This is a genomic window from uncultured Sphingomonas sp. (genome assembly GCF_964244235.1).
Classification (GTDB): Bacteria; Pseudomonadota; Alphaproteobacteria; order Sphingomonadales; family Sphingomonadaceae; genus Sphingomonas.
In genome coordinates this window covers 17,982-33,145 of the sequence record NZ_CAXTII010000025.1, presented here as the reverse complement: position 1 = coordinate 33,145, position 15,164 = coordinate 17,982, and the positions used below count along the sequence as shown (strand labels likewise).

12 protein-coding genes and 1 pseudogene are annotated in these 15,164 nt (G+C 69.1%); 6 read left to right on the top strand and 7 right to left on the bottom strand.

Features of this window, described 5'->3' with window-relative positions; genetic code table 11:
- From ACFE7D_RS06475 to ACFE7D_RS06460, 4 genes are all read right to left on the bottom strand, one after another.
- Positions 1–791: RecQ family ATP-dependent DNA helicase (locus ACFE7D_RS06475; RefSeq protein ID WP_375394610.1), on the bottom strand; the 791-nt coding region annotated here is incomplete at its 3' end.
- Positions 792–801: 10 nt separating this feature from the next.
- The gene (locus ACFE7D_RS06470) at positions 802–1,290 is read right to left on the bottom strand and encodes a YaiI/YqxD family protein (protein WP_375394609.1); all 489 of its coding nucleotides are present in this window, start codon (positions 1,288–1,290) and stop codon (positions 802–804) included.
- Positions 1,291–1,474: 184 nt separating this feature from the next.
- Positions 1,475–3,220 carry a DEAD/DEAH box helicase gene (locus ACFE7D_RS06465; RefSeq protein WP_375394608.1) on the bottom strand — a complete coding sequence of 582 codons (1,746 nt, stop codon included), beginning with the start codon at positions 3,218–3,220 and terminating at the stop codon, positions 1,475–1,477.
- 49 nt (positions 3,221–3,269) lie between these two features.
- Entirely contained in the window at positions 3,270–4,439 is a 1,170-nt protein-coding gene (locus ACFE7D_RS06460) for an NAD(P)/FAD-dependent oxidoreductase (RefSeq protein ID WP_375394607.1), read from the bottom strand.
- A 326-nt stretch (positions 4,440–4,765) separates the two neighbouring features.
- On the opposite strand from ACFE7D_RS06460, the gene ACFE7D_RS06455 reads away from it, so the two are divergent.
- Genes ACFE7D_RS06455 through ACFE7D_RS06445 form a run of 3 tightly spaced genes read left to right on the top strand, consistent with a single transcriptional unit; the run spans position 4,766 to position 6,907 of the window.
- Positions 4,766–5,140, top strand: a complete 375-nt coding sequence (locus ACFE7D_RS06455) for a ribonuclease HI (protein WP_375394606.1) — start codon at positions 4,766–4,768, stop codon at positions 5,138–5,140.
- Positions 5,141–5,183: 43 nt separating this feature from the next.
- Positions 5,184–6,116, top strand: coding sequence for a rhodanese-related sulfurtransferase (locus ACFE7D_RS06450; protein ID WP_375394605.1), 933 nt, complete (start codon positions 5,184–5,186; stop codon positions 6,114–6,116).
- A complete protein-coding gene (locus ACFE7D_RS06445) occupies positions 6,113–6,907 on the top strand; it encodes a TrmH family RNA methyltransferase (protein WP_375394604.1) in 795 nt (264 codons plus the stop codon). The genes ACFE7D_RS06450 and ACFE7D_RS06445 overlap by 4 nt, the downstream gene beginning before the upstream one ends.
- Before the next feature lie 149 nt (positions 6,908–7,056).
- Here ACFE7D_RS06445 and ACFE7D_RS06440 read toward each other — a convergent pair whose 3' ends face one another.
- Positions 7,057–9,102 carry a prolyl oligopeptidase family serine peptidase gene (locus ACFE7D_RS06440; RefSeq protein ID WP_375394603.1) on the bottom strand — a complete coding sequence of 682 codons (2,046 nt, stop codon included), beginning with the start codon at positions 9,100–9,102 and terminating at the stop codon, positions 7,057–7,059.
- A gap of 77 nt (positions 9,103–9,179) precedes the next feature.
- Between ACFE7D_RS06440 and ACFE7D_RS06435 the strand changes: the two are divergent.
- A pseudogene (locus tag ACFE7D_RS06435) lies at positions 9,180–10,419 on the top strand (M20 family metallopeptidase).
- A gap of 11 nt (positions 10,420–10,430) precedes the next feature.
- On the opposite strand, the gene ACFE7D_RS06430 reads toward ACFE7D_RS06435, so the two are convergent.
- Positions 10,431–10,922, bottom strand: a complete 492-nt coding sequence (locus ACFE7D_RS06430; protein ID WP_375394602.1) for an isochorismatase family protein — start codon at positions 10,920–10,922, stop codon at positions 10,431–10,433.
- A gap of 219 nt (positions 10,923–11,141) precedes the next feature.
- Positions 11,142–11,726 carry an NADPH-dependent FMN reductase gene (locus tag ACFE7D_RS06425; protein WP_375394601.1) on the bottom strand — a complete coding sequence of 195 codons (585 nt, stop codon included), beginning with the start codon at positions 11,724–11,726 and terminating at the stop codon, positions 11,142–11,144.
- Positions 11,727–11,857: 131 nt separating this feature from the next.
- Here ACFE7D_RS06425 and ACFE7D_RS06420 point away from each other — a divergent pair, with 131 nt between their 5' ends.
- Complete coding sequence (locus ACFE7D_RS06420; RefSeq protein ID WP_375394600.1) at positions 11,858–12,916, top strand: YeiH family protein; 1,059 nt, start codon at positions 11,858–11,860, stop codon at positions 12,914–12,916.
- A 40-nt stretch (positions 12,917–12,956) separates the two neighbouring features.
- Positions 12,957–15,086 (top strand): transglycosylase domain-containing protein, encoded by a 2,130-nt coding sequence (locus ACFE7D_RS06415; RefSeq protein ID WP_375394599.1) that lies wholly within the window; start codon positions 12,957–12,959, stop codon positions 15,084–15,086.
- Positions 15,087–15,164 lie beyond the last annotated feature (78 nt).

The window sequence follows — 15,164 nt, the reverse complement described above, 5'->3', positions numbered from 1 at the left end:
CGGATCGCCGGGTCGAGCCCGGCATGATAGGCGCGCGTCGGTCGGCCGGTCTTCGCCAGCGCATCCGCCAATTTCTCGGTCGCGGCGCGGGTCTGCGCATAGACGATGCCCGGGCCCGGGGTCGCGGCGATCACGTCGGTGATCTGCCGCGTCACCTGATCGCGGGGGGCAATGGTGTAGCGGATATTGGGCCGGTCGAACCCGGATATGATCAGCCCGTCGGCGGGAATGCCGAGCTGTTGCAGGATATCGGCACGCGTATGCGCGTCAGCGGTCGCGGTCAGCGCGAGGCGCGGGACGTCGGGGAACGCGTCGAGCAGCGGACGGAGCAGCCGGTAGTCGGGGCGGAAGTCATGCCCCCATTCGCTGACGCAGTGCGCTTCGTCGATCGCGAACAGGCAGAGCGGCGCTTGTCCCAGCATTTCGCGGAACGACGCGTTCGAGGCGCGTTCGGGCGCGACATAGAGCAGATCGAGTTCGCCGTTCCGGAACCGCGCGATCGTCTCGGCCCGATTCTCGTCGACGCTGGTCAAGGTCGCCGCCCGAATGCCGACCGCGGTGGCGGCGCGCAACTGGTCGTGCATCAGCGCGATCAGCGGGCTGACGACGACGCAGCAGCCGTCCATCATCGTCGCGGGCAATTGATAGCAAAGCGATTTCCCCGCCCCCGTCGGCATCACCGCCAGCGTCCGCTCGCCCGCCAGCACACGGTGCACGACATCCGCCTGCACGCCGCGGAACGCCGGGAAGCCGAAGATGCGGTGGAGGTCGGGCAGCGGATCGGGGATCATCGTTAGCGGCTTATACCGATCGCAGGGCCGGCGGCGAGGGGGAACGCCGCTTCATCGCCACGATCGCAGCGTCGAGCGCGGAGAGGAAGCGGGAGCGGTCCTTCGGCCCGAAGGGGGCGGGGCCGCCGATGATGTCGCCGCCTGCGCGCAGGTCGGCCATGATCGCTCGGGTCGCGACCGCAGCCCCGATCGACGCCGTGGTGAAGGGCTTGCCGATCGACGACAGCACCGTCGCGCCGGCCTTCAGGCAGCGGTCCGCCAGCAGTATGTCGGCGGTGACGACGATGCTGGTCGCGTTGCATTGCTCCGCGATCCAGTCGTCCGCAGCGTCGAAGCCATCGCCGACGACCACGCGGTCGATCAACGGGTGGTCGGGGATGCGGATGCGCTGGTTGGCGACGATCGCGACGGGGACGGCGTAGCGCCAGGCTACCTTGTAGATCTCGTCCTTCACCGGGCAGGCGTCGGCGTCGACGAGGATGCGTAAGGGTGGGGTCATGGTTCTCCGATCACCCTTGCTCCCACCCCCCAATCTCCACCCCGGCGAAGGCCGGGGCCCAGTTAGGAAAACGGTAATGGTGAGGTCACCACGCCGTTACCGACTGCATTGCAACTGGGCCCCGGCCTTCGCCGGGGTGGTAGGAAAGGCAAGCGGCGGGATAGGAGCGCAGCGGGCGGAACCCTCAGCGCTGCCCCCCAGGCCGCCCGTGATGCGGTTTCGCGTGGTGGCGCGGGGCCGACCCCGCCCCGCCGGTCGGTCGCACCGACATCACGCGGCGCGGTTCACGCGCTGGCGCGGCGGCGGCACCCGGACCGCCCTCGGCGGGCATTATCGCGATGCCCGTCTCGTCTTCAGCCTCCGGCTTGGCGGTGCGCAGGATCGAGGCAGCAAAGCGCGCGGCAACCGCGCGCGGCACCTCGATCATCGTCTCGTTCTGCGCGATGCGGATCGCGCCGATCTCCGCCTTGGTGACGTGGCCGCGGCGGCAGATCAGCGGCAGCAGCCATCGCGGATCGGCATTCTGGCGGCGGCCGACATCCATCCGGAACCAGACCGTGTCGTCGAACCCGGCGCGTGGCCCCGCATTGGTCTGCGAATCGCGTTCGCGGGGTGCCGCGGCACCGGCGTCGATCAGCTCCTCCGCCGAGGGCAGCGCCGCGCGGTGCAGGTGGACGAGCGCGGCGGCAATGTCCTCGGGCGTCTTCTCCGCCATCAGCCGTTCGGCGAGCGTCCGGTCCTCGTCGTCGATCTCCACGGGGGCGAGCAAAGCCGTGACGAGGCGTTCGCGGTCGTTCGCGCGGATGTCGTCCGCGGTCGGCGCGTTGATCCATTCCGCGGCGATCCGTGCGCCGCGCAGCATCCCCTCGACCCGGCGGCGGCGCGGATAGGGCACGACCAGCACCGCGGTGCCCTTGCGGCCGGCGCGCCCGGTGCGGCCCGAGCGGTGCTGCAACGTCTCGGCGTCGCGCGGCAGTTCGACATGGACGACGAGGCTGAGCGTCGGCAGATCGATCCCGCGCGCGGCGACGTCGGTCGCGACGCAGACGCGGGCACGACGATCACGCAACGCCTGGAGCGCGGCGTTGCGTTCGTTCTGGCTATGCTCGCCCGACAGGGCGACCGCGGCGAACCCGCGCTCGACCAGACTGGCGTGCAGATGCCGGACATTGTCGCGCGTCGCGCAGAACAGCATCGCGGTCTCCGCTTCGTGAAAACGCAGCAGGTTGATGACCGAATGCTCGATGTCGGACGGCGAGACGGTAATGCACTGATAGCTGATATCGCCATGACCGCGATCCTCGCCCACCGTCGAGATGCGCACCGCGTCGCGCTGGTAGCGCTTGGCGAGCGCGACGATCGGGCGCGGCATGGTGGCGGAGAACAGCAACGTCCGGCGGCCGTCGGGGGTGCCGTCGAGGATCTGCTCGAGATCCTCGCGAAAGCCCATGTCGAGCATCTCGTCCGCCTCGTCGAGCACCACCGCGCGCAGCCCCGACAGGTCGAGTGCGCCGCGTTCGAGATGATCGCGCAGGCGGCCCGGCGTCCCGACGACGATGTGCGCCCCATGCGCGAGGCTGCGGCGCTCCTTCGAGGCGTCCATCCCGCCGACGCAGGTCGAAATGCGCGCGCCCGCCTTGGCATAGAGCCAGGCGAGTTCGCGGCTGACCTGGAGCGCCAGTTCGCGCGTCGGGGCGACCACGAGCGCGAGCGGCAGGCGCGCGGGCGGCAGTTGGCCGTCGGTCATCAGTTCGTTGGCGAAGGCGAGCCCGAAGGCAACGGTCTTGCCCGAACCGGTCTGCGCGGAGACGATCAGGTCGCGGCCGACCGCTTCGGGCTCGATGACCTGCGCCTGGACGGGGGTGAGCGCGTCGTAGCCACGCGCCGCGAGCGCTTCCGACAGAAGCGGGGGGATGGTTTCAAATGACATAGGTCGTCCAAGATGGGGGACGCCGCCACCACGGCAAGGCATCCATGCGTCAGAGCGCCTGGCCCGCGGCCCACCCGCTCGCCCACGCCCATTGGAAATTATAGCCGCCGAGCCACCCGGTGACATCGACCGCTTCGCCCACCGCATACAGGTTTTGCACGCGTTTGGCTTGCATTGTTTGCTGCGACAGCTCCGTGGTCGAGATTCCGCCCGCGGTGACCTCGGCCTTCGCATAGCCTTCGCTGCCGTTCGGGGTGAAGGACCATGACGCCAATCGCCGTTCCGCGTCGGCGAGCGCGCGGTCGGTGGCGGTGCCGAGCTCGCCCGGAAGGGCGAGCCGGTCGGACAGCGTCTCGGCGAGGCGGTCGGACAGATGCGCCCCCAGTACCCGCCGTAAAGCCGTACGTGGGCGAGCGCGCTTCTCCGCGGCGAGCCAGCCGGGGGCGGCGCCGGGGAGGAAATCGATCGCGACCGATTCGCCGCGTCGCCAATAGGACGACACCTGCAGGATCGCCGGCCCCGACAGGCCGCGGTGCGTGAACAGCGCCGCTTCGCGAAACGCCGCCTTGCCGCAGCGCGCGACGACATCCGCGGAGACGCCCGACAGCGACCGGAACAAGGTCTCTTCGCCGCCGAGCGTCAGGGGAACGAGCCCGGGGCGCGGCTCGACGATCTTCAGCCCGAACTGGCGGGCGAGGTCGTAGGCGAAATCGGTCGCGCCCATTTTCGGGATCGACGGCCCGCCGGTCGCGATCACCAGCGCGGGCGCGGTGAGGGTGCGGTCGCCGATCTGCACGGCGAACCGCGCATCGGCATGGCTGACGCCGCGCACCGGCTGGCCGAGCGCGAGATCGACATGCCCCTTCGCGCATTCGTCGAGCAGCATCGCGACCACCTGCCGCGCGGAACCGTCGCAGAACAGCTGCCCCAGCGTCTTTTCGTGCCAGGCGATGCCGTGGGCCTCGATGAGCGCGAGGAAATCGGACGGGGTGTAGCGGCTGAGCGCGGAGCGCGCGAAATGCGGGTTGGCCGACAGATAGCGGTCGGGCGTGGTCGCGCTGTTGGTGAAATTGCACCGCCCGCCACCGGAGATCAGGATCTTCTTGCCCACCTCGTCCGCGTGATCGACCAGCAGGATCCTGCGCCCCCGCTGCCCGGCGACGCTCGCCGCCATCAGCCCGGCGGCCCCCGCACCGAGGATAATGGCGTCGTAGGTCATGGGGGTGGCGGATAGCAGGTGGTGCGGGGAAGGACAGTGCCCGGCATCCGCTCATCCCCCGTCACCCCGGCCTCGTGCCGGGGTCCATAGTGCCGCGTGTACAACGGCCGGTGGATTCGCGGCACGATGGATGCCGGGACGAGCCCGGCATGACGAATCAGTGACGCCCCCGGTTTCGCCCTCCCCGGCGAAGGCCGGGGCCCATTTGCCAAGGCCGTCGTTGCGGAGCGCATGCCATTGCCACGAGCGTCTTCCCTGATCGACCCCGCCTCCGCCGGGGAGGGGACGGTGGCGGGCAGCCGGCGTACGCCTTATCGGTCGTCCCAATGCTGAAACTCTTCTTCGACGGCGGATGCCGGCCCAATCCCGGGCCGATGGAGACCGCCGTCGTCGCGCGCGGGGTGGTGCATGTCGCGACCGGGCTGGGGATCGGCAGCAACGACGAGGCCGAGTGGCTGGCCGCGCGCCATGCGCTGGCGGTGGCGCGCGATCTGGGCGAGACCGATATCGTCTTGCTGGGCGATTCGGCGCGGATCATCGCGCAGGCCAAGGGTGCGCGGTGCGGGAGCGATGTCCTGCGCGCGCACCGCGATGCCTTCGTCGCCGATGCGGCAATCTTTGCGCGCGTCCGCATTCGCCGGATCGCGCGCGCGCAGAACCTGGCGGGGCAAGCGCTCGAAGCGCTGCACGGACGCCGCTGACCTCGACCCGTGCGGCGCTTTGCAGTAGCGGCGGTCGCTCGCCATGACCAAGCCAGCCCCCGTCCGCGTCGCCGCGCTGTACCGCTTCGCGCGCTTTCCCGATCCGCACGCGTTGCGCGGGCGGCTGGAGGCGATTTGCCGCGCGAACGGCGTGAAGGGCACATTGCTGCTCGCGACCGAGGGGATCAACGGGACGATCGCGGGCGCGCCGGACGCGATCGACGCGGTCCTCGCACATATCCGCACGCTCCCCGGCTGCGCGGCGATCGAGGTCAAGGACGCCGCCGCCGGTGCGATGCCGTTCCACCGGCTGAAAATACGCATGAAGGCGGAGATCGTGACGATGGGCATCGCGGTCGATCCGATCGCGGATGTCGGCACCTATGTCGCCCCCGCCGGCTGGAACGCGCTGATCGACGATCCCGGGACGATCGTGATCGACACGCGCAACGCCTATGAGGTGAAGATCGGCAGCTTTGCGGGCGCGATCGATCCGGACACGGCGAGCTTTCGCGACTTCCCCGCCTGGTTCGCCGCGCACCGGGGCGACATCGCGGGCAAGCGGATCGCGATGTTCTGCACCGGCGGCATCCGCTGCGAGAAGGCGACCGCGTATCTGAAGCGCGAGGGCGTCGAGGACGTCTTCCACCTGGAGGGCGGCATCCTGCGCTATCTGAAGGAAATGCCCCAAGCGGACAGCCGCTGGCAGGGCGAATGCTTCGTGTTCGACGAACGGGTCGCGGTCGGGCATGCGCTCGCGCCCGGCAGCCACACGCTGTGCCGCGGATGCCGGATGCCCGTCTCGCCCGCGGATCGGGCGTCGCCGCTGTACGAGGAGGGCGTCGCCTGCCCCGCCTGTCACGGGACCCGCGATTCGGTGTCGCGCGCAGGCTATGCCGAACGTCACCGGCAAGCGCAGCTGGCCGAAGCGCGCGGTGAGGCGCATGTCGGCGCGACCTATGCTCCACACCCGTGATCCACGGCGTCGCTGACCCTGACGACCCCCGGATCGCGGCGTATCGCGATATCCGGGAACGCGATCTGGTCGGGCGGCAGGGGCTGTTCGTAGCGGAGGGACGCGTGGTGCTGGCGATGTTGCTGGCCTCGACCCGTTTTGCCGCGCGGTCGCTGCTGATCGCCGCGCACCGGGTGGCGGCGCTTGCCGACCTGATCGCGCGGGTGCCGGACGGGGTGCCGGTCTATGCCGCCGGACAGCCCGTGCTCGACGCGATCGCCGGGTTTCCGCTCCACCGCGGCATCCTGGCGATCGGGGAGCGGCGCGAGCCGTCGTCCGCCGATGCGCTGCTGGCGTCGCTGCCCGAGCGCGCCACCGTCGTCGCGCTGAGCGGCATCGCCAACCACGACAATATGGGCGGCATCTTCCGCAACGCCGCCGCGTTCGGCGCGGACGCGGTGGTGATGGACGGCGATTGCTGCGACCCGTTGTACCGCAAGGCGATCCGGGTGTCGGTGGGCGCGGTGCTGACCGTGCCGTTCGTGACGTTGGCGGCGGGAGAGGATTTGGTCGGCATGCTCCAGGCGCATTGGTTCGACGTGCTCGCCCTGAGCCTGACCGGTGAGCGGATGCTGGACGGGGTCGTGCCGGGTCCACGGACGGCGTTACTGTTCGGGGCGGAAGGGCAGGGGCTCCCCGCGGCGATGGTGTCGCGCGCTACGGGGGTGCGGATACCGATGGCGGCGGGGTTCGATTCGCTCAACGTCGCGACGACGAGCGGGATCGTGTTGCATCATGTGATGGGGCGCTGAACCGCCGTCCCAATCCCCTCCCCGGCGAAGGCCGGGGCCCAGGTGCGAGACGATCGTGGCAAAGCGAACCGCTTCCTCATCAGAACCTGCGCAACTGGGCCCCGGCCTTCGCCGGGGTGGCGTAGTAGTGGCGGTGACGTCGAGCGCTGCTACTTCCCCTTTCCCATCCACCGATCCATCCAGCCCAGCACCTCGCCATACCATTGCCGCGAATCGGTCGGCTTCAGCACCCAGTGATTCTCGTTCGGATTCACCACCAGCCGCGACGGGATCCCCCGCCGCTGCAGCGCGGTGAAGGCGGCGATGCCCTGCGTATAGGGGATGCGGAAATCCTTCTCGCCGGTGATGACCAGCATCGGCGTCTTCCATTGCGCGACGTAATTGACCGGGTTCCATTTCTCGAACGCCTGCGGGTCCTCGTAATAGGGATGTCCGCCATGTTCCCATTCGTCGAACCACAATTCCTCGGTCTCGTACGCCATGGCGCGCGCGTCGAAGACGCCGTCATGCTGGACGATGCACTTGAACCGGTCCGCCCAATTGCCCTCGATCCAGTTCATCATATAGCCGCCATAGGACGCGCCGAGCGCGCAGGCATTGGTCGCGTCGAGCCAGCCGAACTTGTCGGTCGCCGCCTTCAGCCCCGCCTTCAGATCCTCGAGCGGCGCACCGCCCCAGTCGTTGCTGATTTCGTCGGTGAAGGCCTGGCCGTACCCCGTCGACCCGTGGAAATCGACCGCGACAAGGCCATAGCCCGCGCCGGCGAACACCGCGGGGTTCCAGCGGTACGACCAGCTGTTGTTGCTCGATCCCTGCGGCCCGCCATGGACCATGAACGCGATCGGCACCTTGCCCGATGAGCCGTACGGCTTGACCGCATAGCCCCAGACCTTGTCGCCCTTCGCGCCCGTGAAGCTGAACCGCGTGACGGTCGGCAGGTCGATCCCGGCGAGCTTGTCGGCATTGACGCTGGTCAGCCGAGTCGATCGCTTGCCCGTTGCCACGTAGAAATCGTCGGGCGCGACGAGGCTGTTCATCGCATAGACCACACCCTTCGCGGTCGGCACGACGGCATCGACATTGCCTTGCTCCGTCAGCCGCGCGATCTTGCCGGTGGCAGGATCGACCGACCATACCGGGTTCTCCTGCGTGTCCTCCGCGGTGACGTAGATCGTCTTCGAATCGGGCGACCACGCGATTGATCCGATCGACCGGTCCCATCCCTCGGTGACGACACGCGCCCGCCCGCTCGCCAGGTCGCGGACCGTCAGCACCTGCCGGTCGGCCTCGAACCCTGCGCGCTTCATCGCGACATAGGCGAGGCTGCGGCCGTCGGGGGAGACGGTCGGCAGCGTATCGGTCGCCCTGTTGGCGGCGGTCAGGCTTACCGGCGCGGCGGAGCCGTCCGCGGGGGCCGAGAAAATGTCGAGATTGGTCGACAAGGGCTCGATCCGCCCCGCCTCGCGCAGCGCGAAATACACCGTGCGGCCGTCCGCGCCCCAGGATATCTCCTCGGCCCCGCCATTGGGCTTGGACGGGGTGTCGCCGACGAGCCCGTGCTCGATCGCGACGCCGTCGCCCGGCGCGCCGTCCTTCGTCAGCGGCAGGACGAAGAGCTGCGACCGGTTGCCGTCCGCCCAGGTGTCCCAGTGCCGCACGAACAGCTGGTCGTAGGTGCGCGCCTGCCCCGCGTTCGGGTCCTTCTTCACGTGCACCGGGGCGAGCGTCGGCGCGCCGGGCAGACGATCGGCCCAGATCAGCAGCTTGTCGCCGGTGGGCGCGACCTTGAACCCGCCGAACCCGCCCTGGAAACCGGTGAGCTTGCGCGCACCCGTGCCGTCGATCGCGACCGACCAGACCGCATCGTCGCCGCCCTTGTCCGACTGGAAATAGACGGTGCGGCCGTCGTTCGCGAATTGCGGGCTTGTTTCGTTGACGTCCGCGTCCGCGATCAGTTTCTCCGGCTTCGCGCCGCGCCGCGTCAGGTCGAGCCGCCACAGATCGTAGCGGCCCTTGTTGGCGGCGAGGTCGGTCTCGCGCTGCTGCCAGACGAGCCAATGCCCGTCCTTCGACACCGCCGGCGATCCGACGCGGGACAGCATCGTGACGTCGGCGATGGTGAGCTGGCGCGCCATGGCGGGTGTCGCGACGGTCGCGGCGAGTGCGAGCAGGCTCGCGGTGAGGATCCTCTTCATGGGCCGGTTAGAGCGCAAGCGGTGCCAACTGGCAATCGCCTGCCGATGGGTGCAAATAGCGGGCGAAGGAGCCCCCCATGGATAGCCTCGATACCGCCGACCGCTGGACCACCGACTGGACCGCCGCGGGCGCGGACGAACTGCCCGACCTGATCGAGCTGCGCCGCGCGATCCACGCCGACCCCGAGGTCGGGCTCCACTGTCCCCGTACGACGCAGAAGGCGAAGGCGGCGCTTGCGGGACTGCCGCTGGAGATTCGCGAGGGGCCGTCGACGACGGGCTTCGTCGCGATCCTGCGCGGCGGACGCGGACAGATGGGCGACAATGGCCGCACCGTGCTGCTGCGCGGCGACATGGACGCGCTGCCGATGCAGGAGGAGACCGGCCTGCCCTTCGCGTCGCGCAACGCCGGCGCGATGCATGCGTGCGGGCATGATTCGCACACCGCGATGCTGGTCGGCGCGGCGCGGGCATTGTGCGCGCGGGCCGAGACCCTGCCCGGCACGGTCGTCTTCATGTTCCAGCCGGGCGAGGAAGGGCATCACGGCGCGCGCTTCATGATCGACGACGGGCTGCTGGGCGACCCCGCGCCCGACGCGGCGTTCGCGCTCCACATCTCGCCCAACATGCGCTCGGGGCTGGTCGTCGGACGGCCCGGCGCGATGCTCGCGTCGGCGGATACGCTGCACGCGACGGTCACCGGGCGCGGCGGGCATGCCGCGATGCCGCAGGACGGGATCGACCCGATCCCGATCGCCTGCGAGATCGTGACCGCGCTGCAGACGTTCATCGGTCGGCGAATCGCGGTCAGCGACCCCGCGGTGCTGTCGATCACGAAGATCAACGCCGGCTCCGCGCACAACGTCATCCCCGGCGAGGCAACGATGCTTGGCACGCTGCGCACCTTGTCGGAAGACACGCGCGACGATGCATGCGGCGTTCCACCGGATCGTCGGGCATGTCGCGCTGGCGCATGGCGCGGTGGGCGAGGCGCGGATCGACACGGGCTACCCGGTGACGGTGAACGACCCGCGCGGTGCGGCCCTGGTCGAGCGCGCTGCGATCGCGCTTGGCGGCGAGGACGGCTATCGCCAGATGCCCGCGCCGATGATGGGGGCGGAGGATTTCTCCTACGTCCTTCGCCAGGCGCCGGGCGCGATCGCGTTCATCGGCGTCGCGCCGGACGGCAGCGATCCTGCAACCAACCCGCCGCTGCACAATACGCGGATGACGATCGACGAGGCGGTGATGGCCAAGGGTGTCGCGCTGCATTGCTCGGTCGCGGAGCGGTTCCTGCATGCCGGGTTCGAGGGGTAGGTCCTCTACCGTCACCCCGGCCCCGTGCCGGGGTCCAGGGCCACCAAGGCTTCGCTTGCGGCTCCGGATGCCGGGACGAGCCCGCATGACGACGCGGTTAGGCGTGTTCGAACGCGATATCCTCCGCCACGACGACGCGACAATTGCGGGAAGATATTCTCCACCGCGAAGGCATGCTGCGCGGCCGACCGCGCCGAGCACAGGTCCTCGACGATCACGAGGTCATAGCCAAGTTCCCACGCCGATCGCGCGGTCGATTCGACGCCCATGTTGGTCGCGATGCCGGCAAGGACGATCGTCTTGACCCCGCGGCGGCGCAGTTGCAGGTCGAGATCGGTGCCGGTGAACGCGCCCCAATGATGCTTCAGCACGACGACGTCCCCGTCCCGGTGCAGCCCCTCGACCAGCGCCATCCACCCCGGCGGTGTCCCGCCCGGCGGGATCGCCATCGGCTGATCGACATTCTGCGGTGGCCGTTCGGCGTCGTTCCGGAAAACCGACATGGACCAGCACCACGGGCGCGCCGGCTTCACGAAAGCGCGCGGCCATGTCCTTCGCTCCGGCGACGATCTGGTGCGACGGCCTGGGCGCGACGTCCATCGCGACGATCCCCTGCTGGAGATCGATCAGGACGAGCGCGGTGGCGGCTGGATCGAAGACGGGCATGATCGGCATTCCCAATGGCAGGTCCGTCCCGAACGATCGCCCTGCCCCCCGCGTTCCTACACCCCCGCCGCCAGTGGTGCGAAGCGTGCGACCTGGCGGCCGATCAGCCGCAATTGTTCGACGACCGCGGGGTCGCTCGCGCCGCCTTCGTCGTCGAATTTCGTGATCGCGGAATTGATCGCCGCGGCGAACGGCGTCGGCCAGCCGCGCAGCGCATGCACGATCGACCGGAGAGCGGCGATCGTCGATCCCGTCGCCTGCCAGCCATACGCCGTCGCGATCAGCCCGACGGGCATATCCGCCAGATAGGGTCGTGTTTCGTCGCGCGCGGTCTCCTCCAGCAGGTCGAGCGCGTTCTTCACCACGCCCGAGATACTGCCATGATAGCCGGGCGACGCGATGATGAGCGCGGAGGCCTGGCGGACCGTCTCGACGAATTCCTGCTCCTTCGGGGTGCGGCTCGATGCCTTGGGATCGTAGAGCGGCAGCTTGGCCATATCCGCGCCGCCGAACATCCGCGTGCGGAACCCCTGTTGGCATGCCGCATCGAGCGCGATCCGCAGCGCACGCTCGGTCGAAGAGACGCCGCCGATCGTTCCGCCGATGCCGACGACGAGCGGTTGGGTCGGGTCATTGATCATCGCGTGCTTCCTTTCTCGCGGCATTCTCTTCCCACGGGCCGCGGTGATAGCGGTATCGCCGGACCGCCACGGTCCACCCTCGCACCCTTGGGGGGTTTTCAGCTATCGTCCTTAGGACGATAGGAGGGACGATGGCCATCACTCACCGCCCGATCGCGCCGCGCGCGCTGCCGATGGCCGCGGATCTGTACGGCGATATAGAGCCGTCGCCGAGGACGACATGGCGCGGGTATCTGCCGGGGCTGTCGATCGTGCTGCTGGGAACGCTGGCGGCGGGGTTCGTCTCGGACCATTATGGCGCGCCGCTGACGCTGATGGCACTGCTGATCGGGCTGTCGCTCAATTTCCTGTCGGCGGACGTGCGGCTGACCCCCGGGCTGGCCTTCGCGTCGCGGTCGCTGCTGCGCTGGGGGATCGTGTTGGTGGGCGTACGGATCACCGTCTGGCAGATCCATGCGCTTGGGCCGGTCGCGCTGCTCGCGGTCGTCGGGATCGTCGCCTGCACGATGGGCGCAGGGGTGCTGATCGCGCGGCGCATGGGCTTCGATGCGGCGTTCGGGACGCTCGCGGGCGGCGCGGTCGCGATCTGTGGCGCGTCCGCGGCGATGGCGCTGGCGACGACGCTTGGCGAACGGCGCGCGAGCCAGGCGCAGCTAACCCTGGTGCTGGTCGGCATATCGGCGATGAGCGCGACCGCGATGGTCCTCTACCCGCTGGTCGCGCACGCGTTCGGCCTGTCGGACCTGAAGGCGGGGTTCCTGCTCGGCGCATCGATCCACGACGTCGCGCAGGCGCTGGGTGCCGGCTATTCCTATTCGAAGAATGCCGGCGAGATCGCCGCGATCGTGAAGCTGACCCGCGTCGCCCTGCTAGCGCCAGCGCTGGCCGTAGTCGCATTGTTTCTGCCGCGTGGAAGCGGGGATGCGAAGGGGCCTGGCATTCCCTGGTTCGTCGTCGGCTTCTTCGTGCTGGCGGGGATCAATTCGTTCGGGATCATTCCGGCGATCGTTGCGAGCGGGGCGGAGCGGGCGGCGACCGGGTTGCTTGCTGCCGCGGTGACGGCGACCGCGGTCCGCTCGCCCTTGTCGCAATTGCTGGAGGCGGGGCCGCGGCCGCTGCTGGTGATCCTCGCGTCGACACTGATCGCGTTCGCGCTGGCGCTGCTCGCAGCACTCTATATCGTCGGGTGAGCGGCTTGCGGGGACTGTCATAGCACTATAATACAGCGGCATGGCCGATCGCGATCACGATATCCTGCGTGCCCGGCCGACCGGCGCGCAGCCGGATCATACGCCGATCGCCCCCGTCACCCTGCCGCTGCACGACCGGTTCAGCGATTGGGATGCGCAGCTCGCCAGGCTGGAGCCGGTCGAACCCGCGCCGCCACCGCGCCGCCACACCGGCCGCTGGCGCTGGTTCCTGCGCGGGCTGGCGGCGTTCCTGGTTCTGCTGATCGTCGCGATCGGCTGGCTCGCGATCACCGCGCCCTTGTCGAAATCGCTCGAGCCGCCGACCCCGCCGTCGATCACGCTGACCGCCGCCGACGGGACGCCGATCGCCAGGCGCGGTGCGCTGCTCGGGCCGCCGGTCGATGCCAGGGATCTGCCGCCGCACGTCGTACAGGCGTTCCTCGCGATCGAGGATCGGCGCTTCTATTCCCACTGGGGGATCGATCCACACGGTGTCGCGCGCGCGGCATGGCACAATCTGCGAGGCGGCGGAGTGCGCGAGGGCGGCAGCACGATCACGCAGCAATTGGCGAAGAACGCGTCTCTCGACTCGGATCGCACCGCGGGACGGAAAATCCGCGAGGCGATGATCGCGCTGTGGCTCGAGGCGTGGCTGACCAAGGACCAGATCCTGTCGCGCTATCTGTCGAACGTGTATTTCGGCGACAATGTCTACGGGCTGTCCGCGGCGTCGAAACATTATTTCGGGCGCAAGCCGGCCGACCTGAGCATCGGTCAGGCGGCGATGCTGGCGGGGCTGGTCAAGGCACCGTCGAAGCTTGCGCCGACCGGCAATCTCGACGGTGCACAGGCGCGCGAGATGGTGGTGGTGAACGCAATGGTCGCCGCGCATTTCCTGACGAAGGACGAAGCGGACGACGTCCGCCCGCAGAACGTCCTGTCGCGCGAACCCGAACAATTGCCGTCGGGTACCTATTTCGCGGACTGGGTGATGCCTGGCGCGCGCGACGAGGCTGGCGAGATCAAGACCAAGGCGACCGTGGCGACGACGCTCGATCCGAAACTGCAACATATGGCGGAACGTGCGGTCCGCAACGCAGGCCTGCGCCGGGCGCAGGTCGCGCTGGTGGCGATGCGCCCCGACGGCCGCGTCGTCGCGATGGTCGGGGGCAAGGATTACGGCAAGAGCCCGTTCAACCGCGCGACTCAGGCACGGCGGCAACCGGGATCGACCTTCAAGCTGTTCGTTTACCTCGCCGCGATGCGCGCCGGGATGACGCCCGATTCGAAGGTTCTCGATAAGCCCGTCACGATCGGCGACTGGAAACCGCACAATGCGGACGGCCGCTACGAGGGCGAGATCACGCTGCGCCAGGCGTTCGCGCGGTCGTCCAACGTGGCCGCGGCGCGGCTGACGCAGAAGGTCGGCGTCAAGGCGGTCATCCAGGCGGCGCGCGATCTCGGCATCTCGACCCCGATCCCGAACGAAGCGACGATCGGGCTCGGCAGTTCGAGCGTCTCGCTACTAGAACTGACCGCTGCCTTCGCCGCGGTGGCGGACGATCGCTATCCGGTGCAGGCTCGCGGGCTTCAGGACGAACGCCAGAAGAGCTGGTATCAATCGCTGACCGGCGGCGCGACGACGATGCCGGCGAATATCCATAGCGAGATGCTCGATCTGCTCGGCGCGTCGATCCGCACCGGCACCGGGCGACAGGCGAACCTGCCGATCGACGCGTTCGGCAAGACGGGGACGACGTCGGACAGCAAGGACGCGCTGTTCGTCGGTTTCGCGAAGGATCTGGTGGTGGGCGTGTGGGTCGGCAACGACGACAACACGCCCAATCCCGGGCTGTCGGGGGGCGGTATCCCGGCGCGGGTATGGCGCGCGTTCATGACCGATGCGCTGGGGCTGCGTCCGGTCATCGCGCCGGTGGACGACGCGGTCGATCCCGACGCGATCCCGCCGGATGATGTCGGCAATCTGATCGAGCGGACGATCGGCGGCGCGGTCGATGATGTCGTCCAGCGCGCGACGGAAAAGGTGCGCGGGCTTGATCTTAGGATGGGGAATGACGGGTCGATCGTCTTGCGTGGCAATCGCGATCGACCGCCGCCGCCTGCCGACGACCAGCGCGGCCCACCGGAACGAGCGCGGCCGGAGGAATAAGACCTCCGTCATGCCGGGCTCGACCCGGCATCCATCGGGCCGCGCCTACGCACGCTTGTTATTCGCGGCACGATGGAC